This is a genomic window from Pseudomonas sp. UTLPPB19802, assembly GCF_059730225.1.
Map to the genome: position 1 here is coordinate 5,769,013 of NZ_AP048545.1, position 23,121 is coordinate 5,792,133.

The following is a 23,121-nucleotide window of genomic DNA, read 5'->3' on the forward strand; positions in this document are numbered from 1 at the left end:
TCACGCGCCGCGCCTGCGGCGTATGGGGGCTCTACCCCGCGCATCCTGTCCCCCTTTCCCGCCGCATCGCCCCCTACTGAATCGATAAACGACGCTCACGTGCACGTTTACGACGATCTGGAACAACCTCGCCCGCCCCACCCTGCTTAGCGTAATAGGCGACATCGCCCTCAGGCGTTGCCCTCGACAATTTCAATAAGAAGGGCTCCAATGATGACCATGCCTACCTCCGGCGCTGGCGGCAGCCTCGCGCAAGGCTTCAAGACACGTCATATCACCATGCTGTCCATCGCCGGCATCATCGGCGCCGGACTGTTCGTCGGCTCCGGCCACGCCATCGCTTCCGCAGGTCCCTCCGCAATCCTCGCCTATGTCATGGCCGGAGCCCTGGTGGTGCTGGTGATGCGCATGCTCGGCGAAATGGCGGTAGCCAACCCCGACACCGGTTCGTTCTCCACCTACGCCGACCAGGCCATCGGCCGCTGGGCCGGCTACACCATCGGCTGGCTGTACTGGTGGTTCTGGGTGCTGGTGATTCCGATCGAGGCGATCGCCGCCGGCAACGTGCTGAACCACTGGCTGCCGATGTTCGACAGTTGGGTGTACGCGCTGGGCATCACCGTGGCGCTGACCGCCACCAACTTCTTCAGCGTCAGCAAGTACGGCGAGTTCGAATTCTGGTTCGCCATGCTCAAGGTAATCGCCATCGTCGCCTTCATCGCCCTCGGCGCCGCGGGCCTCGCCCATCTGCTGCCGAACGTCGAGGTCAGTGGCCTGAGCAAGCTGACCCAGACCCACGGTGGCTTCATGCCCAACGGCTGGACCGCGATCATCGGCGCCCTGCTGACCACCATGTTCAGCTTCGTCGGCACCGAGGCGGTGACCATCGCCGCCGCCGAGTCCCGTGACCCGGAGCGCAACATCACCCGCGCCACCCGCTCGGTGATCTGGCGCATCAGCGTGTTCTACCTGCTGTCGATCTTCATGATCATCTCCATCGTGCCGTGGAACGACCCGCTGCTGCCGGTACAGGGTTCCTACCAGCGCGCCCTGGAACTCATGAACATCCCCTACGCCAAGGCCCTGGTGGACATGGTGGTGCTGGTGGCGGTCGCCAGCTGCCTGAACTCTTCTATCTATATCTCGTCGCGGATGGTCTTCTCCCTGGCCAAGCGCGGTGATGCACCCTCACTGATCCAGCGCACCTCGGCCGCCGGCGTGCCACGCGCCGCCGTCATCGCCAGCACCCTGATCGGCATGCTCGCCACGGTGGTCAACTTCTTCGCACCCAAGGCGGTGTTCGACTTCCTGCTGGCCACCTCCGGCTCCATCGCCCTGCTGGTGTACCTGGTGATCGCCGTCAGCCAACTGCGCAGCCGCGCACAACGGCACAAGCACGGTGAAACCATCGCCTTCGGCATGTGGCTGTTCCCGTGGCTGACCTGGCTGGTGATCGCCTTCGTGGTGTTTGCCCTGGGCGTGATGTTCACCATGCCCGAGCATCGCATGGAAGTGACGGCGACCCTGGCCCTGGCGGCGCTGATCGTCGCCCTCGGGGTATTTACCCGCAGGCCGGAGCCAACCCTGGCAACGGCGCGCCAAGCTATTGGTTAAAGGAAAGGCTGCTGACGCCTTCGCGGGCAAGCCGCGCTCCTACAGGGACGGTATCGTACGCAAAATGTGCGTCCCCCCCATTCTGTAGGAGCGTGGCTTGCCCGCGAAAGGGCCATCAGCCACGCCACAGGCCCCCCTGAAACCCTCAGGCCGGAAGGCTCAAGCGCACCACCTCGGCAAAGTACCGCGCACCGGTCGCCAGGATCGCATCATTGAAGTCATAGGATGCGTTGTGCAACGGCGTCGCCCCCTCCTGCCCTTCGGCGCCATTGCCGATGAACACGAAGTTGCCCGGCACCTGCTGGAGGAAGGCACCGAAGTCTTCCGAGATCATCATCGGCGACACGTCCGCATCGACCGCCTGCTCTCCCACCACCCGACGGGCCGCGGCCACAGCGAGAGCCGTGTTGTCCGCCCAGTTCACCGTCGGCGCGAATTCATGGGTGTACTCGAACTCGCAACGGGCCCCGTGCAACTGGCAGATGCCTTCGCTGATCTCGCGCATGCGCTGCTCCAGCAGACGCTGCACGGCGGGGCTGTAGCTGCGGGTATCGCCCATGATAGTGACATGGGTGGGGATCGCATTGCGGATGCCATCGGTGATGAACTCGGTGCAGGAGATCACCGCCGAGTGGCTGGGGTCGACATTGCGCGAGACGATGGTCTGCAACGCCAGGACGATCTCGGCACCGTGAACACGGTGATCGCCGTGTTGGTCTTGACGAAGAGCTTCACGCCCCAGTAGTTGAGCGCAAAATAGACCATTACCAGCCCTGCGCTGGCGACCAGGCCACTGCTGGTCAGTTCGCCGTTCAACACCAGCGCCCGGGCCCAGGGGAACGGCCAGGACGCCATGTACTGGATTGAAGCGATCGCTTCGATGGGAATCACTGAAACAATGGAAATCCAGTTGGCCCAGGCGGCCAGGAAGCCGACCAGCGAGCCGTGGGAATAGCGGGCATAACGCACCATGCCGCCGGACTCGGGGAACATGGCGCCCATTTCGGCGTAGGTCAGGGCGATCGCCAGCACCACCACGGCACCGATGATCCAGGCCAGGATTGCCGCCGGCCCGGCGATGGCCGAGGCGTGCCAGGCGCCGAACAGCCAGCCCGAACCGATGATCGAGCCGAGGCCGGTCAGCATCAGCGACCAGGGGCTGATGTCACGTTTTATCTTGTTCATGGAGTCTCCCGTTATTCTTCTTGTGTGGAGCAGCCTGCGGACCGGCTTCGTCCCGTCCACAGGCGTTGACTGGCAGGGGGTCAGGCGGTTTTGGCCCAGGCTTGCTGGCGCTCCAGCACGGAGCTGGCGGTTTCGCCGAGCAGTTCGGCATACACGCCCGGAGCAGTAGCGCCTTCGGTGCTGATGATCAGCACCCGCGAGCTGGCATCGAGGCCGATATCCGCCGCGCCACCACCCTTGACCAGGCGCGCGAGCCCCGCCAGGCCGGCGACGCTGGACTCACCCGCCACCAGAGGGATGTCGCGGGCACTGCCGGCCGCCAGGCAACGCATGGTCGCCACGGCTTCGTCGTCCTCGATGGTCATGAAGAAGTCGACACAGGATTCGAGGAAACGCCAGGCCAGTGGCGAGGTTTCCCCACAGGCCAGGCCTGCCATCACCGAGTCGACCGAACCGGTGGCCTTGGCCGGCTTGCCCAGCAGCGCGCTCTGGTACAGGCAGTCGGCCTGCACCGGTTCGACCATCACGAAGGTCGAACGCTGGGCGCCATGGTGCTCCCACAGGTAGCTGGCGATACCGGCGGCCAGGCCGCCGACGCCGCCCTGCAGGAACACATGGGTAAATGTCGGGGCGTCGGCGCTAGCCTCGATAATTTCCGCGGCAATGGTGCCGTAGCCCTGCATCACATCGCGGGGGATCACTTCGTAGCCTTCATAGGAGGTGTCGGACACCACGATCCAGTCGTTGGCCAGTGCCAGCGCGGCGGCCTCCTCCACCGATTCGTCATAGTTGCCGGCGATGCGCACAATGGTCGCGCCATAGGCGGCGATCGCCTGTTCGCGCTCGATGCTGACATTGGCATGCAGGACGATGACGCAGCGGCAGCCGATACTCTGGGCCGCAGCCGCTAGGCCCTTGCCATGGTTGCCGTCGGTGGCGCTGATCACGGTGAAGTCCGCCAGGGCATCGGCGTACTGGCCTTCGAGCAGCTTGTGCGGTTCGAAACGTTGCTCGGGAAAGGTACTCAGGATCAGCCGCAACAGCGCGACCGGCGCACCGAGCGCCTTGAAACTGCCGAGTTCCGAGCGCACCGACTCGTCCTTCACCGACAACTGGGCGATGCCCAGTTCACCGGCCAGGTCGGGCAGCGAATAGAGCGGCGTGGCACCGGCATTCAGGCGCTTCCAGGGCGCCAGCCACTGGCGACTTTCCTGGGCCCTTGCAATGTTCATGACCGATTTCAGCGTGTCGGGGTATGGCTGGCGGCGGGCCTTGGGGTTGGCGATAAACATCAGGAACTCCTTTTGACAGGCAAAGGGGGGCCGATACCGCTGAACTCGATGTTCAGCGGATCGGGGTGAAACCGTGGAATCAGGAAGCGCTAAGGCGGCGACCGACGACGTCGAGCAGCACTTCGGCGCCCTGGATCAGTTGCTCATCGTCGGTGTGTTCGCGCGGGTTATGGCTGATGCCGCCGCGGCTGGGGACGAAGATCATCGCCGCCGGCGCGATGCGCGCGATCATCTGGGCATCGTGGCCGGCGCCGGAGGTCATGCGCCGATGGCTGAAGCCGAAGCGCCGGGCGCTGGCCTCGATTTCATCGGCCAGTTCGGCGTTGAAGATCACCGGCTGGAAGCGCACCAGCCGTTCGGTAGCGATGGTCACGCCCTCACGCTCGGCGATCTCGCCGAGGTACTGGCTCAGGCGCTGCTCGGCGCTGACCAGACGGGCTTCGTCGGGATCACGCAGGTCGACGGTTAAGGTCGCCTTGCGCGGGATCACGTTGATCACATCCGGTTCGAACTTCATGCAGCCAACGGTGGCCAGGGTCGAACCGGCTTCGACGGCGATGTTGCGCAGTTCGGCGACGATGGCGCTGGCGACGAAGCCGGCGTCATGACGCAGGCGGGTCGGCGTGGTACCGGCATGGTTGGCGTTGCCCTTGACCTCGACCTGCTGCCAGGAAATGCCCTGCAGGTTCTCGACTACGCCGATCAGGGTGTTTTCCGCTTCAAGGATCGGCCCCTGCTCGATGTGCAACTCAATGTACTCATGGGGCACGATGGCGCCCGGCTCCAGCGCGCCGGCATAACCGATGCGCTGCAGTTCATCACCCAGGCGCGTGCCATCGGTGCCGATGCTGTCCAGCGCCTCGTCCACCGACAGGCCGCCGGCATGCACCAGCGAGCCCATCATGTCCGGCTGGTAGCGCACACCCTCTTCGTTGGTGAACGCCGCGACCGTGATCGAACGTTGCGGCAACATCCCGGCATCGCGAAACGCACGGATCACCGCGAGACCGGCCAGCACGCCATAACAGCCATCCAGGGCGCCGGCGTTGGTTACGGTGTCGATATGCGAGCCCATCATCAACGGTTGCTGGTCGCCGGCATCGCTGGCCGAACGCAGGGTACCGAAGATGTTGCCGATGCGGTCGACCTGGACCTCCAGGTCGAGCTCGCGCATCCAGCCGACCAGCAGGTCGCGGCCAGCCTTTTCCGCATCGGTCAGGGCGATCCGGGTTCGCCCGCCCTGCTCGGCATCGGCGCCGAGCAGGCCCAACGCCTGGATCTGCGCCAGCAGCAACGGGCCATTCAGTTGCAGGGGTGTACTCGCCTTCATCCGCCATTTCCTCCGGGGCCACGCAAATCTGCGCGCAGCCCCTGTTATCGATCATGGGAGAATCTTATTCGTTACGAGCGTACGAAAAGCTTGATTTTCACTCGATAGGTGCAATTTTATTGCGCCTACAACGTATTTCTCGTCACCGCCTTACGGAGAGCTCCCCATGGACCTCGATCACTTCGACCTGGCCCTGCTCGACGCCGTGCAACGCGACGCCGGCACCTCGCAACTGGACCTCGGCACCCAGGTCAACCTGTCCTCCGCCGCAGTCAACCGGCGGCTGAAGAAGCTGTCGGCCCAGGGCGTTATCCAAGGCACCGTCGCCCAGGTCGATGCCCAGGCACTGGGCTACAACCTCACGGTCATCACCGAGGTGGAAGTGGAGAACGAGCGCCTGGACCTGCTCGACGATATGAAGAAGACCTTCCTGGCCTGCCCCCAGGTACAACAGTGCTATTACGTCGCCGGTGAATGTGATTTCGTGCTGATCATGCTGGTTCGCAACATGGAGCAGTACACCCAGCTGACCCGGCAGCTGTTCTTCGAGAACAACAACGTCAAGCGTTTCAAGACCCTGGTGTCGATGAGCAACGTGAAAACCGGGATGTTCGTGCCGACGCTGAACGAGTAGCGGAGCCGCCGAGACGGCCGCTCGGGGAAGACAGCACATCAGTCCAATCACGGATGGTTCTCACTCTCTATCCTCTGGTGCATGTTTTCCCTGTACGAGATCCCCTGATGCCGACCCTGACCGCTCCCAATGACATCGTGACACTCGTGGTCCGGCACCGTGTACGAACCGAGTATCTTGCCCAGTACGAAGCCTGGCTCAAGACCTCGGTGCGCGCCGCCATGTCGCAGGAAGGCCATCTGGGCGTCAACGTCATTCGCCCTGGCGAATCCGACAATACCTTCACCACCATCGTCCGGTTCATCGACTCCGTGCGCCTGCAAACCTGGATCAACTCGCAACTGCGCGAGCGACTGATCAGCGAAGTCGCGCCGATGCTGGAAGAGGAAGACCACCCCGAGATCGAAAGCCAGGCCGAGTTCTGGTTCACCCCCAATCACACCGACTCCAAACAGCCGCCCAAGTGGAAGCAGGCGCTGCTCAGCTATGTGGTGATCGCCCCCCTGTCGATGGTGATCCCGCAGCTCTGGGGCCCGGTGTTCCAGGCGCAGCCACAACTGGGCGGCATCATCCCGAGCAACCTGATCATCACCGCCTGCATCGTCGGCCTCGTCACCTACCTGATCATGCCCAAGGTGACCCGCTGGCTGGCAGGCTGGCTCGCGGCCGAATAGGCGCACGCCTCGTCCCCTCATCGATGGATGGAGCCTGCGCGCTCCCTCCTCCCCTGAACTACCGCAACCCGATAGCCCTGACTCTCAAGCCATCCGGAACGTCATGGCGCCCGATATCCGATGTCGGCGCCCTCACCGCTAACTTTCACTGAAAGGATATTCAATGAAACACTCGCTCAAGCCTCTCTCCCTGGCCCTGGTGCTGGGACTCACCGCGTCGCTGTCGGTGCATGCCGCCACGTCCGCCAGCGTGGCCGTCGCGCCGCAATACGACACCAGCCACGTGTACGTCGCACCAACCGACGTGGACGCCTTCGTCAAGAGCTTCCTCGCCACCTTCGGCGGCAAGAGCACGCCGCAGGTCGTGGTCAACGTCCTGCCGGTGCCGAGCAGCACCACCTCGCAGTTGCTGCAGACGCCGGTCGGTACCGTCTCGCTGTTCGGTTTCACCACGCCGGTACCGTATCCGTTCGGCGCCGAGCGTAACGGCTACCTGGTCAAGGACCTCGACGTGGCCCTGGCCGAAGCGAAGAAGCATGGCGCCGACGTCATCGTCCACGACTTCCCCGATCCGATCGGCCGCGATGCCGTGGTGCAGTGGCCGGGCGGCGTGAACATGCAGCTCTACTGGCACACGAAGACCCCGGACTACGCGGCCTTCCAGACCGTTCCGGAGAACCGCGTGTACCTCTCCGAGCAGCGCGCCGATGCCTTCATCAAGGGCTTCGTCGGTTTCTCCCACGGCAAGGTCGTCGCCGATGAGAAACGCCTGGACGGCGCCGTGGTCGGCGAGCCTGGCAAGAACATCCGCCGGGTCAAGCTGGAATCCGACTTCGGCAAGATGGTCGTGTTCGTCACCGACGGTCACCTGCCTTACCCGTACGGTCGGGAAACCACCGGTTATGAGGTGAGCGACCTGGCAGCCACCGTGGCCAAGGCCGAAAGCTCGGGCGCACGCCTGGTGGTCGAGCCCAAGGCAGAGCCGGGCCGGCAGTCGGCGATCGTCGAATTCCCTGGCGGCTACGTCGCCGAGATCCACCAGCCCGTTGCGGCAAAGTGACTTGAAGAGAGGTGAACCATGAGCCGACGCCCTTCGCATAACGTCTATGCCTGGGCTCTGGCCGTGCTGTGGCCGCTGGGAGTTTCCAGCGGCCATGCCGCCGAACCCGCCGAACGCCCGGTGCTGAAAACCAACCGCTGGCAGGAAGACTGGTCGGTGCTGCAGAACCCGGCCCTGAAGACCGCTCCACTCGACGACCTCAAGTACATCCCGCTGTCCGCGGACAATCCGGCATCCTACCTGTCGTTCGGCGCGACCCTGCGCGAACGTTTCGAACTCAACGATGCCAGCGGTTTCGGTATTGGTGGCCGCTCACGCGACTCCTGGCTGATCCAGCGGCTGCAGGCCCATGCCGACCTGCACCTGAACGAACACTGGCGCATCTTCACCCAACTCGAAGACGCCCGCGCCTTCGGCAAGGAAACCATCGGCGGTGCCGACCAGAACCATCTCGACCTGCGCCTGGCGTTTGCCGAATACGTCGACCAGAGCGCCGACCACACCTTCAAGGCCCGGGTCGGTCGCCAGGACTTCGCCTTCGACCTGCAGCGCTTCATCTCCTCGCGCGATGGCCCGAATGTGCGCCAGTCATTCGATGCGGTGTGGGGTGACTGGGAAACCGAGAACTGGCGTTTCATCGGCCTGGCCAGCCATCCGGTGCAGTATCTGGATGGGCGGCATTTCGACGACAAGTCCAACTCGGACGTGGCGTTCCACATGCTGCGGATCGAACGGCTGATCGACGGCAAGAACGAGTTGTCGGCGTACTACGGTCTTTATGAAGAACGCGATGCGCGCTTCCTCGACGCCCAGGGCGACGAGCATCGCAACATCTTCGACGTCCGTCTCGGAGGCGCCTCCGGCCCCTACGACTGGGACGTGGAAGCCATGGTCCAGAGCGGCTCGGTGGGCTCCAAGGACATTCGCGCCTGGGGTGGCGGCAGCCGCCTGGGCTACACCTGGCAATCGACCCCGTGGAAACCGCGCCTGGGCCTGCAACTCGATGCAGCCTCGGGTGACCGGCATCCTGGCGACGGTACGCTGAACACCTTCAACCCGCTGTTCCCGAACGGCTACTACTTCTCCCTGGCGGGCTACACCGGCTACAGCAACCTGATCCACGTCAAGCCGTCGATCACCTTCAAGCCGGTCACCGACCTGTCGATCCAGACGGCCGTCGGCCTGCTCTGGCGCCAGACCACCGAAGATGCCGTCTACACCCAACCGAACCTGCCGGTGGCCGGCACGGCCGGGCATGGCGGCCGCTGGACCGGCTACTACGATCAGTTGCGGATGGATTATGCGTTCAACCGCAACCTGTCCGGCGCCATCGAAGCGGTGCATTACGAAGTCGGCCAGGCGCTGCGCGATGCGGGCGGGGACGACAGCAACTACCTGGGGGTTGAGCTGAAGTTCATGTGGTAGGCCCGGCATGCTCTGGTATCCGGAGGTCTTCCGGTGAAGCGGCTGGCCTCTTCGCGGGCAAGCCCTGCTCCTACAGATTGGTGCCGTATGCAGGCTTTGTGTACGACGCAAAACCGTAGGAGCTGGGCTTGCCCGCGAAGCTCTTGATCTTGATCCTGCTAAAAAAAACGGCGCACTCGTGGTGCGCCGTCACTGCAAGAAACCAGTCATCTATCGTGGGAGGCCAGCAAGGCGCTTGTGACGCCCTACCGGATACGCCAGGCCGGATAGCAATCACCACCGGCCCACGCATTGCTTGCCCGAGCGGCTCCTGGGCCACCCGGACAGATATTCAAATCAGTGCTGCGCAGCCAGTTGCGCGGCCCCGGAGTCCCGGCCCTTCACGGCCACGACCACCACCAGGCCGCCCACCGCGCAAACGAGCGCCGCCACACCGAACGCGCCGCTATAACCGCCGCCGTACTGCACCAGCAGGCCAGTCAGCGACGGCGCAATGATGCCCGCGATGTTCGCCAGCAAGTGCACGAAGCCACCCGTACCGCCCACGCGATTACCAGGCACGATGTCCTGGATCAGCGCCCAGCAGATCTGCGGCGTTACGAACAAGAACACACTGGACACGGTGATGCAGGCCACCGCCATGTGCAGCGAAGTCACTCGGGTCGTCAGCAGCACGCAGGCCGCCGCGACACCCAGCCCCACCACCAGCATGATCTTGCGGGCACGAATGACGCTGCCAAGCTTCTTGCTCAAGACGTCGGTCAGCGTACCGCCACCAAGAAAGCCCACGGCGGCGCCCAACCAGGGGATGACGCTGACGATACTCATGCTCTTGATGTCCAGGTGCTGGAAGTCCATCAGGTAGCTGGGCAACCAGGTCAGGAAGAAATACAGCACATAGTTGAAGCAGAAGAACGCGGTCGCAACCGCGAGCACCGGCGCCGAGAAAATGCACGAAACCAGGCTTCGCTCCTCCTGCACACCTTCGACGGCAGACGTGGCACGGCTGCTGCGAATCAGTTCGCGCTCAGCCGCCGAGACCTTCGGATGCTGGTCCGGCGTGTCCTTGAAGAACATCAGCCAGGCCGCCAGCCAGACCATGCCCAGCAGGGCAATCACCACGAACGAGATACGCCAGCCGAAGTTCAGCGCAACGATCCCGACAATCGGGCCGGCCAACGCTGCACCCAGTGGCTGACCGCAGTTGGTCAAGCCTAGCGCCCGTCCTGCCTCTTCCCGCGGGAACCAGTTGGAAATGGCCTTGTTGGTGGTGGTGCCCATCGGCCCCTCGCCCATGCCGAACAGCACCCGGAACACCAGCAGTTGGAAGTAACCGGTGATCAGCGCCGTGGCGCCGCAAAACGCCGACCAGGTCCCGGCGGCAATCGCAAAGACCCGCTTGGGCCCGAACTTGTCCGCCGCCCAACCGCCGATGAAACAAAAGGCGCAGTAACCGATGAAGAAACTGCTGAAGATGAAGCCCATCTGCGCATCATCGATATGCAGCTCGGTCTTGAGCAGCGGTGCCACCACCGACAGCGCGGCACGATCCAGATAGTTGAGGATGCCGGCGAAAAACAGCAGCCCGGCGATCTTCCAGCGGTAATTGCCCATCATTGTTGTATTGCCTTTTATAGTTATTTGAACAGGTGATGCAGCGGGTCAGCCAATAACCGCCCGATCGATGCAATAGGTTTCCAGGACGTCGAGATCCGGTGCAAAACCCAGCCCCGGAGCTGTGCCCAGGTGCATGTGCGGCTGGAACGCCAAGGCAGGGAACAACAGGCGCTCGAACTCGATGAAAGGCACCTCCACCGCCACGTCTTCCGGCAGCAGCGTGCACAGGTGGGCAACGGCCAACAGCCCGGGCCCATAGTAGAAGCAGTGCGGCACGGCCTTCACGCCGTACTGCCGGGCCAACTCGAACACTTCGAGCATGGCGCCGATACCGCCGACCTTGGCGACACTCGGTTGCACCACGTCGATCGCCTGCTGGTCGAGCAAGGCGCGCACGCCGTTGACGCCAGCGGCGTTTTCACCGGCGGAAAGCGGCACGCCCTTGGCGCGTACGGTCGCCAGGCCACGGGCATCGTCCGGTGGCCAGACCGGCTCTTCCAGCCAGGTCAGGTCCAGGTCGTCCAAGCGAGCGGCCATCTCGCCGGCCTGCTCCACCGTCCACGGACAGTTGACGTCGACCATCAACTCGCCCGCGTCGGCCGGGAGTGCCTCGCGCGCAGCCGCGATGGATTCGTAGGTGGTCTCGTGCAGCTTGATCTTGCGAAAACCCAGGTCGCGGGCACGGCGAACCTGGCGGAAGACTTCCTCGGGATCGCCACCGTAGCTGACCAGGCTGGCATACAGTTCCAGCTCCCGGGCCGTACCACCGAGGTAGCTGTAGAGCGGCTGGCCGGCAGCCTGGGCGGCCAGGTCCCACAGCGCGATGTCGATCCCCGACAATGCATAGAAGATCGGGCCGGTACTGCCAAAACCGTGCAGGGCGCGGCGCGCCTTTTCCATCTGGGCCAGGTGATCCGCCACCGAGCTGCCAATGAACTGCGGTGCGACGATATCGGTCAACGCCTTGAAGGTCGCCGGGTTCGAACCATGGCCGAAGGCTTCACCCCAACCGACGTGACCGTCGTCCGTGGTGATCTTGATGGCCAGGCATTCCATGCGGCGATGGCGGGGAGAGGCGGCATTGAAGGCATCATCATCCTTGGCCTGGCCCTGGGACTGGCGCTCAGTCGTCCCTGCGGTGAAGGGGATGCTCAGGCGGATGATCTCGATACTGCGGACTTTCACAAACACGCTCTCCGATAGCACTTATTGGGGATTTATTGGCTCGGCCTTGAGGTACGTTATCGTACAACTCAAATAAGAGCTAGTCCCAGATGCGGCATTCTACCGCACCTTTCATGAACAGCCGAAGACCCCGACATCGAGACAGGCACTGCCCTGGTGTGGAGCAATGGGTGGCTCAGGGGCCTCGCTGCGGAAAAATACGATGTCATAGCTCATAACTACTATCAAATGCATTTGATATTGATTATCATTTGACTTAAGAATTCTTAAACATTGACACGTCCCGTCTTTGGTAAAAAGGCGGCAGCCCCTCCTACAGTAAATAAGGATCATTAACATGCGCGTATTGGTAGTGGAGGACGATCCCTCTGTCAGTCACTGGCTTGGGAGCAAACTGCATGCGTGTGGACACAACTGCCGCACTATCGACAACGGTGAAAGCGCCCTGCAGATGCTTGAGAAGGAGGCCTTCGACGTGGTCATTCTCGATCGTATCCTGCCAAAAATGGACGGCATCGAGGTACTCACCCGCCTGCATGGCAAGGCACGCCCTCCCGTCCTGATCCTGTCGGCCAACGACCAATCGGCGGATCGCATCGAAGGCCTGCGCGCTGGCGCCGACGACTACCTCGGCAAACCCTTCGACTTCACCGAACTGCTGCTGCGCCTGGAACTGCTGGCTCGTCGCCGCTCGCAATCAACAGCCGACGAGCGCCTGCATATCGACGACCTGACCATCGACCTCAACCGCCGCGAGGTCAGCCGTGGCGGCCAGAAGATGGATCTCACCGACAAGGAGTTCAAGCTGCTGCATGTCCTCGCCGAACACCAGGGCCAGACGGTCACGCGAGCAATGCTGCTGGAGCGGGTGTGGGGCTACCACTTCGACCCGCAAACCAACCTGATCGATGTCCACTTGTCCAAGCTGCGCACCAAGATCGACAAGGGCTTCCAGCGCTCGATCATCCGGACCATCCGCGCCATAGGTTATGCCCTTGGCTGACAGCGACAACGTCAAGCTGCTGCTCAATACCAGCAGCTTCCGCCAAGCGACGACCATAGCCTTCATCTGCCTGCTGGTAGCCCTCGCCTCCATCATCCTGTGTAATCACTTGCTGGAGATCGTGATGCGCAGCCATGTGCGCGAAATGATCCTGGCCGACGTGCGCGCCCAGCAGATGCACGGCAACCTGAAGAACGCCAAACAGGTGCTCTCGGCCATCCACTACCGGGGCCCCTTCGAGATACGCAAGGACCGCCATGCCCTGGTACTCGACAACCAGGGCCAGGTCATCTACGGGGATGCCAAGCTGGTGCCGCAACTGCATTGCGGCACCTTCTGCAGTGGCAACTGGCGCCATTCGACGATGATCGATTCCGAGGGCCACGAGAACGAAATCCTCGGCCTGCTGGTGCCGTTGCGCGATGGCGGCCAGTACTTCAGCGCCTACGACCTGCGGCCGATGCTCGAACGCACCCGGATCATTCCCTTGATGACCGGTGCCGGGCTGCTGCTGATCCTGCTGTTCATCCTGCTCACCAGCCTGTCGTTCAGCATGCGCAACGTGCACCGGATCAACCGGATTCGCGAGGCGCTGGGGCAATACGCCAAGGGCGACCACAGCATCACCGCGCCCTATCGGCAGAACGGTGACGAGTTCGACCAGTTGGCCAGCGACATCAACCATTGCCTGTACCGCACCAACCGCCTGATGGACGAGGTGCGCAACATCACCAGCCACATTGCCCACGAACTGCGCACGCCGTTGACCCGCCTGCAAAGCCGCTTGCAGAACGCCACCGAGCAGGTTGCCGGCGATGTGCGCCTGGAGTTGCTGAGCGCGGTGAAAGACAGCGAGCGTATCCAGAACCTGTTTCGCGCGGTGATGCGCGTGGGCGAAGTGGAAACCGGCCGTTGTGCCCACAACTTCGAGCAGATCCAGGCCTGGGAATTGCTGACAGACGTACGCGACTACTACCTGCCGCTGGCCGAAGAGCGCGGCTGTCCGTTGCTGGTCGAGACCGGCCGCAACTGTCAGTTGTATGGCGACCGCGCCCTGCTGTTCCAGGCGCTGGCGAACCTGGTGGATAACGCCCTGAAGTACTCGCCGCCGCAACGGCCCATCACCCTGTTCGCCAACCACCAGCGGGACTGGAGTTGCGTCGGTGTCGCCGACCGCGGCCCCGGTATTCCGGCGGAGCTCAACGGCAAGGCGGTCGAGCGTTTCCAGCGCCTGGACACCAGCGGCAACGCCCCTGGAAACGGCCTCGGCCTGACCCTGGTCAAGGCGATCTGCGACCTCCACGGCGGCGACCTGAGGCTTGTCGACAACGCGCCCGGCCTGCGCGCAGCCCTGAAAATCAAGGTGCTCCGGGAGTTGCCGTAAAGCGGCTTCCTTAAGCTTTCTTAATGATCCCGTGCTTGCCTTCCAATTGAGAACAAATCTTAATATCAATTCGTTCAGGGCCCACTGGAGCCCTCGTTTCAATTGCATCCTGGAGCCACCGATGTCCCCTTCGCTGAAAAAATTCCTGTCTGATGAAAGCGGTGTGACCGCCATTGAATACGGCATTCTCGCGGCTGCCATGGCCGCCGCGATTGGCGTCATCTTTGGCTCCGACGGTGTCTTCGTCACCGCGCTGAAAGAGCGCTTCTCCTCGATCGCCGACCAGATCACCAACACCAACAATCCTGGCGCAAGCAAGTAAGTTCGGATTCGGAGCACATCATGGGCGACAACCTGGCCTTAATGGTCCTGCTTCCTGCCCTGGCCTGGGTGATCGCCTCTGACCTGCTGTACCGGCGCATCCATAACCTGCTCGTCGTCCTGTTGCTGCTGGTCTGGCTGAGCGTGCCGTTGTCGGTGCCATTCGGTGCAGGCCCCTGGGGACAGCTGTCCACCTCGGACACCCTGTGCCTGCTGATGCGTTGCTTCGCCGGTGCAATCGTGGTGCTGGTGGTGGGCTACAGCCTGTTCCGCCTGGGCCGCGTCGGCGCCGGTGACGTGAAGCTGATGGCGGTGCTGTGCCTGTGGGCAGGCGACGAGCAGATGGCGTTCCTGATCGTCACCGCCTTGGTGGGCGGTGTACTGGCCATCGCGCTACCGCTGCTGACGCTGCTGGAAAACATCCTGGCGCAGAGCTGGCTGCAGTTCGCCACGCAACGCCTGCACATGGACATCGAGACTCCGACGGTGCTGACCGACGATCGCCCCCAAGGCATTCCCTACGGACTGGCGATTGCCGCCGGCGCGCTCTACATCCTGTTCGCCCCTACCCACTCCTGACAAGCGCGGTTCAATTCATGAAAGCCCCTTCCATCCTTCTACTGGCCGGCACCGTGCTGGTGGCCGGCAGTGCCGCACTGCTGGTACGCGTCATGCTCAAGCCCGCGCCGCCAGTAGTGGTGCAACAGCAACCGGCCAAGGCCGTCATCCACCAGGCGATCCTGGTGGCCGACCGTGACCTCAAGCCAGGCGAGTTCATCGACACCTCCGCCGTGCGCTGGCAGGAAACCGAGAGCGAGCATTCGCCGTTGCTGTATTTCCTCCGCGACAAGGACAACGTCGGCGTGGTGCTCGGCGCCACCGTGCGCCAGCCCATCAGCAAGAACGAAGCCCTGGCCAGCAACCTGCTGGTACGGCCGGGCGAACCGGGCTTCATCGCCGCCGTGCTGCATCCGGGCCTGCGGGCCATCTCGGTACCCACCAGCGCCGTGGCGAGCAACTCGGGCCTGGTCTCCACCGGCGACCGCGTCGACGTGATTCTCAGCCTTGAACGCAGCAAGGACACCAGCACCGAGGAAAACCCCACTGCCCCGCCCCGCCTGGCTTCGCAGACCCTGCTGCGTGACGTGCGCGTACTGGCGCTGAACAACGTCACTCGCGGCGAACTGAATGTGCGCAACGACCAGGACGCACAGAAGAAAAGTAATCGACGCGAATACAGCAGCTACGAAACCGTGACCCTGGAAGTCACCCCGGCCGAAGCCGAACAGCTGGCGGTGGCCAAGGAAGTCGGCACCCTGCAACTGGTGCTGATCGGGGCCGGCGAACCGATCGGCGAACCGGTGGATGCCGCCACCGGCCAGGTCACCTCGCTGGCCCAGACCACCAACATCTACAGCAGCTTCCGGGGTCCCAGCGCCGCTGTCGTACCCAAGGTGCAACTGTTTCGCGGCACCACCACTGAAAAGCTCGAAATGAATCGCTGATCCCCGAATCGAGCACAGGCCGAGGCGATATCGGCCGCACTAGCCAACCTGGAAGCACAGACAATGAAGTTCGTCTCGAAAGCCCCTGCATTCTCACTCGCCTGCTCGCTGCTCGTCGGCCAGGTGGCGCTCGCCACTGCCCACGCCGAAGAGGCCTATGACGACGTCGATGCCGTCGCCATGGCGGGCGAAGAAGCCGCGCCACGCCAGACCCATTTCCCGAGCAAGCTCACCCAGGTGCAGACCACCGAGGATGTCCACCTGCTGGTCCAGCAGGGTCGCCTGCTGCAACTGCCGCGCGCCGCCGTCAACGTGCTGGTGGCCGACCCCAACGTGGCCAGTTTCCAGATGCCCACCCCTGGCAGCATTTTTGTCTTTGCCCAGAATGCCGGCACCACCACTCTTTACGCCATGGACGCCAACGACCAGGTGATCTCGGCGATCCGCCTGGTCGCCGAGCATGACCTGACGGCCCTGAGCAAGCAGATCGCCGAGGAGGTCCCCGGTTCCAAGGTCGAGTTCGGCCCTTCCTCCGGCAACGGCCTGATCGTGCGCGGCAGCGTGCGCACGCCGCAACAGGCCAAGCAGGTCATCAACAGCGTCGAGGCCTACCTGGGTGCCAACAGCAACAACCAGGCCGGTGGTGCGGGCGGCGGTGGTGGTGGCGGCGCGGGCGGCGGCGGCGGCCAAGGAGGAGGTGGTGGTGCCGGCGGCGGACAGGGCGGTGCCAAGCCGCCACGAGTGGTCAACCAGTTGAAGGTGGAGCTGTCGGCACAGGTCAACATCAGTGTGCGTATCGTCGAAGTCGCCCGCAGCCTGACCACCAACCTGGGGCTCAACTGGGATGTCGCCCTCAAGGACGGCAACTACTTCCTGCGCAACTCCGCCAGCCTGTTCGACGCCACCACCGGCGCCTTTACCGGCGGCAGCACCACCAACGCCGTGGCCGGCGGTTTCCATACCCGTGGCTCCACCACGGTGGCCGGGGTCCTCAGCGCACTTTCGGAAGACGGCCTGGCTACCGTGTTGGCCGAGCCCAACCTGACGGCGATGTCCGGAGAAACGGCCGGCTTCGCCGCTGGTGGTGAAGTCCCGATCGTGATCATTACCAACAACAACGTCAGCATCGAGTACAAGCAGTACGGGGTGATCATGCGCATGACCCCGACCCTGCTGTCGCCCAATCGCATCAGCCTGCACGTGGCACCGGAGGTCAGCGACCTCTCCGACGAAGGTGCCGTGAACCTGCAGGGCAACGTGATCCCGGCGTTCAAGGTGCGTCGCGCCGACACCACGGTCGAGCTGTCCAGCGGCCAGAGCTTCGCCCTGGCCGGCATGCTGCGCAGCAACCTCAGCCAGAAAATCAGTGGTGTGCCGGGGCTCAAGAGCATTCCGGGCGTAGGTCGCCTGTTTGAAAGCGAAGCCAACAAGCAAGAGGACACGGAACTGGTGATCATCGCCACCGCCTATGTGGTCGAGCCCACTGCTCCGGGCGAGTTGCAGACCCCAGGTCGCGGCATTCGTGCGCTGGACAGCCAAATTCCGAGCCAGGCATCTGCCGGCTACCTCTACTGACACCGGAGCATCATCATGCCTGCGACCAAACCCCTGCTGGCGCTGCTGGCTACCTCCCTGTTGCTGGGCGGTTGCGACAGCACCCTGAACAAGATGCGCGAGCGCCGTCTCGGCCCCTACACCGCTGCTCCCCAGGCCACGGTGGCGCCATCGGCGTTGACCACCTCGCTGCAGGCCGCACCGGGCGGTGGTTTCACCCCGGAATCATTGGCCAATCTCAACAGCCTGCTCCAGGCCCAGGGGCGCCTGCATGCGCAGACCCTGACCCTGCGCCCCTTCACGCCAACCGGCGAGAGGCTGGCCCAACGCCTGGCCACGGTCCTGCGTGAACAGGGCGCCAACCCGCAACAGGTCATCGTCGCCCCGGTCGCCCTGAAGAACGCTGGCACTCCCCAGGCCGCCAGTACCCAAGAATGGGACCTGCAGGTGATTTCCGAAGCCCTGGTGGTGAAGACCCCGGACTGCGGCATCGCCAACAGCCAGGCCTGGAGCGTGCAACCCTTCCAGGCCACCGGCCCGCTGGGTTGCGCCAACCGCTCGAACATCGCCCGCATGGTTGCCGACCCACGCGACCTCAGCCGCCCACAGGCCCTGGACGCCGGCGACGGTACCGCGGCCGTCAACGCGGTTGGCCGTTACCACAACGACAAGGTACGCGACCTGCTCGACATCGACTTCCAGCAGAAATGACGTCCGCGCCTGCGCAACGCCGCACGACCGCCAAGAGAATAGCGAAATGAACGACAGCCACGACAACACCGCCCGCCCGAACGAGCTCATGCTGTTCGCTGCCAGTGCCGCGGACGCCCAGCGTTTTGCCGAGCAGATGAACCGCCTGGGTCATGCCCCAGGGCAAACCCAGGCCGGCGGTATTGCCGCAGCCATCGCATGGAGCCGGAACAACCCGCCACCGGGCGTCCTGCTGGTGGATATCGACGGTGATCCGCTGCCCCTGCAATCGATCAGTGAACTGATCGAGGTCTGCGACCCTGGTTGCCAGATCATCGCCCTGGGCAGTACCCAGGATGTGAACCTGTACCGCACCCTGGTCCACAGCGGCGTGTTCGATTACCTGGTCAAGCCCGTGCCCCTGGACCTGCTCGCCGCTACCCTGAACCGGGCGCAGAATAGCGGGCACCTGGAAGCGCCCGGCGCCCGTAGCGGCCGCACCATTGCCGTCACCGGCGTATCGGGAGGCAGCGGTTGCAGCACCATCGCCGCCGGCCTGGCACTGCTACTGTCCGAGCAACGCCACACCGCTACCGCGCTGGTGGACTTCGACCGTACCAACGGCGACCAGGCGCTGCTGCTCGGCTACGACGGCGACGCCGGCCTGGGTGGAGCGCTGTCCAGCAGCGAAATCGACAGTCGTTTCCTGCAACGTTCCATGGGCCGGATCAACGAGCGCCTGCACCTGCTGGCCCAGGAGCCGAGCCTGCGCCACGACCACGATTTCAGCAGCGAACACCTGCTGACCCTGGGTGCCAGCTTGTGCCGCATGTTCAACCAGGTGGTCTGGGACCTGCCCGCCAGCCGTCCCCATGGCGCACTCGACGTGCTCGCCCACGCCCAGACCCGCATCGTGCTTACCGACTTCAACGTGCAGGACGCCCGCAAGTGTCACCGCCTGCTGCATGAGATCGGCGATGAAAGCGAAGGCCAGCACCTGCTGCTGGTGGCCAACCCCAGTCGCTCCGCCCAGCTCGGCACTCTCGATCGCCAGCAGTTCGAAGATTTCGTCGAACGCGGCATCGACCTGGTACTGCCCCACGCCGGGCAGCACTTGAGCAACAGCCTGCTCACCGGCCCCCTGCGCCTGGCTACCGCCTCGGTGTTCCAGAGCAGCCTGCTCGAACTGGCGGACCAGGCTTGCGGGCATACCCCGCGCAAGGTCGAACCAGCCGCCGGCAGCATCATCACGCGCCTGAAGCTCGCCCTGGGGCGTAACCGCAAGGTGGCCTGAGGCCAAGGAATTCCAGCATGCTCATTCGCCAACCGCAAAAACCGCAACCCGCCCGCAAACCCCGCGTGGAGGAGCCACCGGCCAGCCAGGAAGTGCGCGCCACCAGCGTGCAGCGCAATGTTCAGGGCAAGGCCCTGGACCCGGTCGCCGTCCAGAACCGCCGGCTGATCCGCGGCCACCTGTATGACCAGATCGATCCGCTGAAGGCCGCAGCCATGGGCCGCGACAAACTGCGCGGGCAGATCGAGTCGATGATCCGCCGGATCTGCGATGACAACCGCCTGCAGCTGTCGCGCCAGGAAGAGGAAACCATCGCCGAAGAACTGCTCAACGAGATGGTCGGCATCGGCCCGATCGAGCCGTTGCTGGCCGACGACACGGTGAACGACATCCTGGTCAACGGCGCCGGCCAGGTGTTCGTCGAGCGCTTCGGCAAACTGGAGCTGTCATCGATCACCTTCGTCGACGAAGAGCATGTGTTCAACACCGCCCAGCGCATCGCGGCCGCCGTGGGCCGGCGTATCGACGAAAGCCATCCGATGGTGGATGCGCGCCTGGCCGATGGCAGCCGGGTCAACGTCATCACCTACCCGCTGGCGATCGACGGCACGACCATCTCGATCCGTAAGTTCATGCGCCGCAACATGTCCCTGGAGAACCTCGCCGAGCGCGGGGCGATTTCCTTCGAGATGGTCGAAGTGCTGCGCCGCGCCATGGTCGCCAAGCTCAACGTGATCGTCTCCGGCGGTACCGGTGCGGGCAAGACCACCCTGCTCAACGCCCTGTCGCAGAAGATCAGCGACGAGGACCGCATCATCACCATCGAGGACGCCGCCGAGCTGCAACTGCAGCAGATCCACGTGGTGCGCCTGGAAACCCGTCCGGTCAGCGCCGAGGGCACCGGCAAGGTCGACCAGCGCGACCTGGTGCGCAACGCCCTGCGGATGCGCCCGGACCGCATCATCCTTGGCGAGGTGCGTGGCGGGGAAAGCTTCGACATGCTGCAGGCAATGAATACCGGCCACGATGGTTCGCTGTGTACGGTGCACGCCAATACCCCGCGCGACGCCATCATGCGTCTGGAAAACATGGTGATGATGGCCAGTATGCAGCTACCACTGGAGGCCATTCGCCGACAGATCGCCAGTGCGGTCAACCTCATCGTGCAGGTCGAGCGGATGCGCGATGGCGCCCGCCGTATCGTGTCGCTGACCGAAGTCTGCGGCATGGAAAACGACGTGATCCAGACCCAGGAGCTGTTCAGCTTCAAGACCACCAGTGTCGATGCCAAGGGCCGCCTCAGCGGCCAGTTCGTCGCCAGTGGCCAGCGACCGCAGTTCTACACCAGCCATGCGCACCTGTTCGAAGGTCAAGCCTGATGGACGCCGTTCTCGATCTGCTCACCCTGCTGGTCTTCGCCAGCGTGCTGCTGGCCTATTTCTTCGCCCGCAGCCTCAATGGCCGGCGCAAGCAGGACAAGGCCGCCGTGCAACACCTGGCGCGACTCAAGGGCCGGCTGAGCGGTGGTGATGCCAACGACAGCCTGCGCACCTTCGCCCAGACCCACGACATCCTGCGGGACATGGAGCGCACGCCGCTGGCCAACGCACCGATCGTCGGCCCCGTGCTCGCAAGAGTCTGGCTCAACCTCAATGTGCTGGGCTGGAAGAACTCCCTGCGCACACGCCTGGTGCTGCTGGGCCTGGTCAGCCTGATGATCGGTACCCTGCTGGGCCGCGAGACGCCGATGCCCTGGCTGTTCGGCAGCCTGCTGGCGCTACTCGCCTTTGCCGGCCTGGGCAACCTGATCTATCGCTCGGCCCTGGCCAAGCACCTCAAGCAACTCAAGCAGAGCTTGCCGGAAGCCATCGACGCGATTACCCGTACCGCCCGTGCCGGGGTCCCGGTGAGCAACGCCTTTGCCCTGGTCGCGGAGAACATCCCGGGCGCCCTGGCCGTCGAGTTTGCCCTGATCGACAACTGGCTGCGCCTGGGCCTGCCCTTGCGCCAGGCGATGCAGGACTCGGCCAAGCGCATTCCGCTCAACGAGTATCGTTTCTTCGCGGTGATCCTGATCATCAACCAGGAAGCCGGTGGCCGCCTGGGGGAAACCCTCGACCGCCTCGCCAAGACCCTGCGCGAACGCCAGGAGCTGCAACTGAAGATCCAGGCCAAGACCTCCGAAGCCCGTGCCTCGGCCAAGATCGTCGCGTCCCTGGTACCGCTCGCCCTCGGCTACATGTACCTGAATTCGCCGAAGGACTTTCATTTCCTGCTCAACGATGCCACGGGCAACAGCGTGTTGTTCTACGCCTTTGGCAGCGTGGCCCTGGGCCTGACGATCACCCAGATGATGGTACGGAGGGTCGCATGACCGCGCTGTTCGACGATCCTGCGCTGCAAGGCGCCCTGGCCACCCTGCTGGCCGGTATCGGCATCACCCTGATCGGCCTGCACAGCCGGCGCCAGGGCAGCCCGCTCAGCTCGCGCCTGGCCAAGCCCAAGGCCGAGAGCGCAGCGGAGCCCCGGCAGAACATCCTGCGCAACCAGGGCCTGCAACTGTCGCCGCGCCTGCAGGCGGTGCTGCTGCCCATGGCGCGCTTCGGCGACGGCCTGGCCGGCACCGCCAGCGACCGCCAGAAGCTGCTCCGCCTGCTCGCCATGGCCGGCATCCGCAGCCAGGAAGCGCTGGGGCTGTTGATGGTCGCCAAGTACGGCCTGGGCCTGCTGATGGCGGCGCTGGTGCTGTTCGGCCTGCTCGACAGCCATTCGCGCTTTGGTCTGAATGGCCTCGCCGCGGGCCTGATCGCCCTGTTCGTCGGCACCACCCTGCCGGAACTGTGGCTGAAGGTGCGCAGCGCCCGGCGCGGTGGACGGCTGTCGCGCAGCCTGCCGGATGCCCTCGACCTGATGGTGATCTGCGCCGAGGCCGGCCTGCCGCTGGGCCGCGTACTGCAGGTGGTATCCAAGGAGCTGGCGTTGTCCGCGCCGGAGATGGCCGACGAACTGCGCTACACCTTCGCCGAGCTGCAGATTCTCAGCGACCGCACCCGTGCCCTGCTCAACCTGGCCGAAAGGACCGGCGTCAGTGGCATCGAAAGCATGGTCGCCACCCTGATCCAGGCCGAGCGCTACGGGACGCCACTGTCCCAGGCCTTGCGGACCATCTCCGACGAGAGCCGCACCGCGCTGATCCTCGACCTCGAAGAGCGTGCCGGCAAGTTGCCTGCGCAGCTCAGCGTGCCCCTGATGACCCTGATCCTGCCGCCCATCGTGGCGATGATGGGCGCACCTGCCATGGTGCGCATCATCCGCCTGCTGGGCAGTTGACCCCCTATACCGTTACGGAACCCA

21 protein-coding genes and 1 pseudogene are annotated in these 23,121 nt (G+C 64.0%); 16 read left to right on the forward strand and 6 right to left on the reverse strand.

Annotation, left to right across the window (positions count from 1 at the left end; all coding sequences use genetic code 11):
• The first annotated feature begins 210 nt into the window (after positions 1 to 210).
• A complete protein-coding gene (gene gabP / locus AC6I6U_RS24915) occupies positions 211 to 1,614 on the forward strand; it encodes a GABA permease (protein ID WP_497878663.1) in 1,404 nt (467 codons plus the stop codon).
• 145 nt (positions 1,615 to 1,759) lie between these two features.
• Here the strand turns inward: gabP and AC6I6U_RS24920 are convergent, their stop codons facing one another.
• The 4 genes and pseudogenes from AC6I6U_RS24920 to AC6I6U_RS24935 form a co-directional block, all read right to left on the reverse strand.
• The gene (locus tag AC6I6U_RS24920) at positions 1,760 to 2,461 is read right to left on the reverse strand and encodes a M20/M25/M40 family metallo-hydrolase (RefSeq protein ID WP_497883096.1); all 702 of its coding nucleotides are present in this window, start codon (positions 2,459 to 2,461) and stop codon (positions 1,760 to 1,762) included.
• A pseudogene (locus tag AC6I6U_RS24925) lies at positions 2,362 to 2,799 on the reverse strand (APC family permease); the annotation flags it as partial. The pseudogene AC6I6U_RS24925 and the gene AC6I6U_RS24920, both read right to left, overlap by 100 nt.
• A gap of 80 nt (positions 2,800 to 2,879) precedes the next feature.
• Positions 2,880 to 4,091 (reverse strand): diaminopropionate ammonia-lyase, encoded by a 1,212-nt coding sequence (locus AC6I6U_RS24930; protein WP_497878664.1) that lies wholly within the window; start codon positions 4,089 to 4,091, stop codon positions 2,880 to 2,882.
• 79 nt (positions 4,092 to 4,170) lie between these two features.
• The gene (locus tag AC6I6U_RS24935) at positions 4,171 to 5,421 is read right to left on the reverse strand and encodes a Zn-dependent hydrolase (protein ID WP_497878665.1); all 1,251 of its coding nucleotides are present in this window, start codon (positions 5,419 to 5,421) and stop codon (positions 4,171 to 4,173) included.
• 166 nt (positions 5,422 to 5,587) lie between these two features.
• Between AC6I6U_RS24935 and AC6I6U_RS24940 the strand changes: the two genes are divergently transcribed.
• The 4 genes from AC6I6U_RS24940 (at position 5,588) to AC6I6U_RS24955 (ending at position 9,214) form a co-directional block, all read left to right on the forward strand.
• Positions 5,588 to 6,055, forward strand: coding sequence for an Lrp/AsnC family transcriptional regulator (locus AC6I6U_RS24940; protein WP_497878666.1), 468 nt, complete (start codon positions 5,588 to 5,590; stop codon positions 6,053 to 6,055).
• A gap of 107 nt (positions 6,056 to 6,162) precedes the next feature.
• A complete protein-coding gene (locus AC6I6U_RS24945) occupies positions 6,163 to 6,729 on the forward strand; it encodes an antibiotic biosynthesis monooxygenase (protein ID WP_497878667.1) in 567 nt (188 codons plus the stop codon).
• Positions 6,730 to 6,892: 163 nt separating this feature from the next.
• Complete coding sequence (locus AC6I6U_RS24950; RefSeq protein ID WP_497878668.1) at positions 6,893 to 7,789, forward strand: VOC family protein; 897 nt, start codon at positions 6,893 to 6,895, stop codon at positions 7,787 to 7,789.
• Between the two features lie 18 nt (positions 7,790 to 7,807).
• Positions 7,808 to 9,214 (forward strand): alginate export family protein, encoded by a 1,407-nt coding sequence (locus AC6I6U_RS24955; protein ID WP_497878669.1) that lies wholly within the window; start codon positions 7,808 to 7,810, stop codon positions 9,212 to 9,214.
• Positions 9,215 to 9,550: 336 nt separating this feature from the next.
• On the opposite strand, the gene AC6I6U_RS24960 is transcribed toward AC6I6U_RS24955, so the two are convergent.
• Complete coding sequence (locus AC6I6U_RS24960) at positions 9,551 to 10,831, reverse strand: MFS transporter (RefSeq protein ID WP_497878670.1); 1,281 nt, start codon at positions 10,829 to 10,831, stop codon at positions 9,551 to 9,553.
• A 45-nt stretch (positions 10,832 to 10,876) separates the two neighbouring features.
• Complete coding sequence (locus tag AC6I6U_RS24965; RefSeq protein WP_497878671.1) at positions 10,877 to 12,016, reverse strand: mandelate racemase/muconate lactonizing enzyme family protein; 1,140 nt, start codon at positions 12,014 to 12,016, stop codon at positions 10,877 to 10,879.
• A gap of 337 nt (positions 12,017 to 12,353) precedes the next feature.
• On the opposite strand from AC6I6U_RS24965, the gene AC6I6U_RS24970 reads away from it, so the two are divergent.
• The 11 genes from AC6I6U_RS24970 to AC6I6U_RS25020 all read left to right on the forward strand — a co-directional run bounded on the left by AC6I6U_RS24970 (position 12,354) and on the right by AC6I6U_RS25020 (position 23,097).
• Entirely contained in the window at positions 12,354 to 13,019 is a 666-nt protein-coding gene (locus tag AC6I6U_RS24970) for a response regulator transcription factor (protein ID WP_497878672.1), read from the forward strand.
• On the forward strand, positions 13,012 to 14,403 hold the full coding sequence (locus AC6I6U_RS24975) for a sensor histidine kinase (RefSeq protein ID WP_497878673.1): 1,392 nt from the start codon (positions 13,012 to 13,014) through the stop codon (positions 14,401 to 14,403). The genes AC6I6U_RS24970 and AC6I6U_RS24975 overlap by 8 nt, the downstream gene beginning before the upstream one ends.
• A gap of 121 nt (positions 14,404 to 14,524) precedes the next feature.
• On the forward strand, positions 14,525 to 14,725 hold the full coding sequence (locus AC6I6U_RS24980; protein WP_497878674.1) for a Flp family type IVb pilin: 201 nt from the start codon (positions 14,525 to 14,527) through the stop codon (positions 14,723 to 14,725).
• A gap of 20 nt (positions 14,726 to 14,745) precedes the next feature.
• The gene (locus tag AC6I6U_RS24985) at positions 14,746 to 15,303 is read left to right on the forward strand and encodes an A24 family peptidase (RefSeq protein WP_497878675.1); all 558 of its coding nucleotides are present in this window, start codon (positions 14,746 to 14,748) and stop codon (positions 15,301 to 15,303) included.
• Positions 15,304 to 15,320: 17 nt separating this feature from the next.
• On the forward strand, positions 15,321 to 16,229 hold the full coding sequence (cpaB, locus tag AC6I6U_RS24990; RefSeq protein WP_497878676.1) for a Flp pilus assembly protein CpaB: 909 nt from the start codon (positions 15,321 to 15,323) through the stop codon (positions 16,227 to 16,229).
• A gap of 63 nt (positions 16,230 to 16,292) precedes the next feature.
• A complete protein-coding gene (locus AC6I6U_RS24995; protein WP_497878677.1) occupies positions 16,293 to 17,804 on the forward strand; it encodes a type II and III secretion system protein family protein in 1,512 nt (503 codons plus the stop codon).
• A 15-nt stretch (positions 17,805 to 17,819) separates the two neighbouring features.
• Positions 17,820 to 18,494: a CpaD family pilus assembly lipoprotein gene (locus tag AC6I6U_RS25000; protein WP_497878678.1), complete on the forward strand. Its 675-nt coding sequence runs from the start codon at positions 17,820 to 17,822 to the stop codon at positions 18,492 to 18,494.
• A 46-nt stretch (positions 18,495 to 18,540) separates the two neighbouring features.
• Complete coding sequence (locus AC6I6U_RS25005; protein WP_497878679.1) at positions 18,541 to 19,767, forward strand: CpaE/TadZ family protein; 1,227 nt, start codon at positions 18,541 to 18,543, stop codon at positions 19,765 to 19,767.
• 17 nt (positions 19,768 to 19,784) lie between these two features.
• Entirely contained in the window at positions 19,785 to 21,146 is a 1,362-nt protein-coding gene (locus AC6I6U_RS25010; protein ID WP_497878680.1) for a TadA family conjugal transfer-associated ATPase, read from the forward strand.
• Complete coding sequence (locus AC6I6U_RS25015) at positions 21,146 to 22,141, forward strand: type II secretion system F family protein (RefSeq protein WP_497878681.1); 996 nt, start codon at positions 21,146 to 21,148, stop codon at positions 22,139 to 22,141. The genes AC6I6U_RS25010 and AC6I6U_RS25015 overlap by 1 nt, the downstream gene beginning before the upstream one ends.
• Positions 22,138 to 23,097, forward strand: coding sequence for a type II secretion system F family protein (locus tag AC6I6U_RS25020; RefSeq protein ID WP_497878682.1), 960 nt, complete (start codon positions 22,138 to 22,140; stop codon positions 23,095 to 23,097). Before AC6I6U_RS25015 ends, AC6I6U_RS25020 begins: the two co-directional genes overlap by 4 nt.
• Positions 23,098 to 23,121 lie beyond the last annotated feature (24 nt).

Coding starts and splice junctions, on each gene's coding strand:
- AC6I6U_RS25000 (WP_497878678.1), top strand. CDS start 17,820: ATGCCTGCGACCAAACCCCTGCTGGCGCTGCTGGCTACCTCCCTGTTG.
- AC6I6U_RS24955 (WP_497878669.1), top strand. CDS start 7,808: ATGAGCCGACGCCCTTCGCATAACGTCTATGCCTGGGCTCTGGCCGTG.
- AC6I6U_RS25010 (WP_497878680.1), top strand. CDS start 19,785: ATGCTCATTCGCCAACCGCAAAAACCGCAACCCGCCCGCAAACCCCGC.
- AC6I6U_RS24995 (WP_497878677.1), top strand. CDS start 16,293: ATGAAGTTCGTCTCGAAAGCCCCTGCATTCTCACTCGCCTGCTCGCTG.
- AC6I6U_RS25020 (WP_497878682.1), top strand. CDS start 22,138: ATGACCGCGCTGTTCGACGATCCTGCGCTGCAAGGCGCCCTGGCCACC.
- AC6I6U_RS25015 (WP_497878681.1), top strand. CDS start 21,146: ATGGACGCCGTTCTCGATCTGCTCACCCTGCTGGTCTTCGCCAGCGTG.
- AC6I6U_RS24940 (WP_497878666.1), top strand. CDS start 5,588: ATGGACCTCGATCACTTCGACCTGGCCCTGCTCGACGCCGTGCAACGC.
- AC6I6U_RS24930 (WP_497878664.1), bottom strand. CDS start 4,091: ATGTTTATCGCCAACCCCAAGGCCCGCCGCCAGCCATACCCCGACACG.
- gabP (WP_497878663.1), top strand. CDS start 211: ATGATGACCATGCCTACCTCCGGCGCTGGCGGCAGCCTCGCGCAAGGC.
- cpaB (WP_497878676.1), top strand. CDS start 15,321: ATGAAAGCCCCTTCCATCCTTCTACTGGCCGGCACCGTGCTGGTGGCC.
- AC6I6U_RS25005 (WP_497878679.1), top strand. CDS start 18,541: ATGAACGACAGCCACGACAACACCGCCCGCCCGAACGAGCTCATGCTG.
- AC6I6U_RS24980 (WP_497878674.1), top strand. CDS start 14,525: ATGTCCCCTTCGCTGAAAAAATTCCTGTCTGATGAAAGCGGTGTGACC.
- AC6I6U_RS24945 (WP_497878667.1), top strand. CDS start 6,163: ATGCCGACCCTGACCGCTCCCAATGACATCGTGACACTCGTGGTCCGG.
- AC6I6U_RS24950 (WP_497878668.1), top strand. CDS start 6,893: ATGAAACACTCGCTCAAGCCTCTCTCCCTGGCCCTGGTGCTGGGACTC.
- AC6I6U_RS24960 (WP_497878670.1), bottom strand. CDS start 10,831: ATGATGGGCAATTACCGCTGGAAGATCGCCGGGCTGCTGTTTTTCGCC.
- AC6I6U_RS24935 (WP_497878665.1), bottom strand. CDS start 5,421: ATGAAGGCGAGTACACCCCTGCAACTGAATGGCCCGTTGCTGCTGGCG.
- AC6I6U_RS24970 (WP_497878672.1), top strand. CDS start 12,354: ATGCGCGTATTGGTAGTGGAGGACGATCCCTCTGTCAGTCACTGGCTT.
- AC6I6U_RS24985 (WP_497878675.1), top strand. CDS start 14,746: ATGGGCGACAACCTGGCCTTAATGGTCCTGCTTCCTGCCCTGGCCTGG.